General features: G+C 67.1%; 2 protein-coding genes. Both read left to right on the top strand.

Translation table 11 applies throughout. The features are described 5' to 3' along the window. Positions 1 to 132 precede the first annotated feature (132 nt). Entirely contained in the window at positions 133 to 567 is a 435-nt protein-coding gene (locus tag KZA10_RS16430; RefSeq protein ID WP_218683430.1) for an HpaA family protein, read from the top strand. Next, positions 567 to 839: hypothetical protein (locus KZA10_RS16425; RefSeq protein ID WP_218683429.1), on the top strand; the 273-nt coding region annotated here is incomplete at its 3' end. The genes KZA10_RS16430 and KZA10_RS16425, both read left to right, overlap by 1 nt.

Genomic DNA, 839 nt, shown 5'->3' with positions numbered 1-839 from the left:
TGTGCGCGACGTGCTCACCGATCTCGATGCGGCCTTCCGCGGAGCGACTGCAGGCACCAAGCCCGACATCGACGAGTGGTGGTCGTACCTCGACGGTCTGCGCACCGAGTTCCCGCTCGGCTACGCGAACTGGTGGCCGGTGCATTCTCGACCCTTCAGGGCTTCACGCTCGGCTGGGCGTCGATCTCCAACAACCGGGCGGAGCACATCAGTCAGCCGTTCGGAGACCTCTATCTCTCGCTGAACCAGCATGACGGCGCGCCCCGGCCGATCGTGATCGAGAAGGGTTCCGGCACCACCGAGATCTACGTCGATGCGGGAGTGGAGCTCGAGCTTCGCGCGACGCTCGACACCGGGACGGCGCACTGGACGCGGGTGGAGGGTGAGACCGCGACCATCATCGACAGCGGCATCTGGTCCTTCGAGGACCGCGGCGGCGAGTCCGTCATCGTCCAGGACATCTCCTCGGACCGTGTGTCTGCGACCACCGTCCAGCCCGTCACCATCGATCAGACCAGTGGTGCCATCAACGTCACCATCTACGAGCCCATGAAGGAAGACCAGTGATGAGCACGCCCACGATCACCGAGACCACCACCCCGCCCCGCACCCGCTGGGCCGCCATCATCTGGGGCCTCCTGTTCTCCTCCGTCGCAGCGAGCGCCCTCTGGATGCTCGCCGACGCCGATCGGCGCGAGACCCTCGCAGACGGGCTGCTGGCCCTGACCCCGACCACCGTGAACATGATCCTCGTGTTGACGATCGGTGTGCTGCTGCTCGTCGGCGGAGCCGTCGGGCTGATCCGCCGCGCCCAGCGCACGCTCGCTGCCACGGCACCG

Origin of the sequence: Microbacterium sp. BF1 (assembly GCF_019279095.1) — a bacterium.
In the GTDB taxonomy this organism is placed as follows: Bacteria; Actinomycetota; Actinomycetes; order Actinomycetales; family Microbacteriaceae; genus Microbacterium; species Microbacterium maritypicum.
This window is presented reverse-complemented; position numbering and strand designations above follow the sequence as displayed.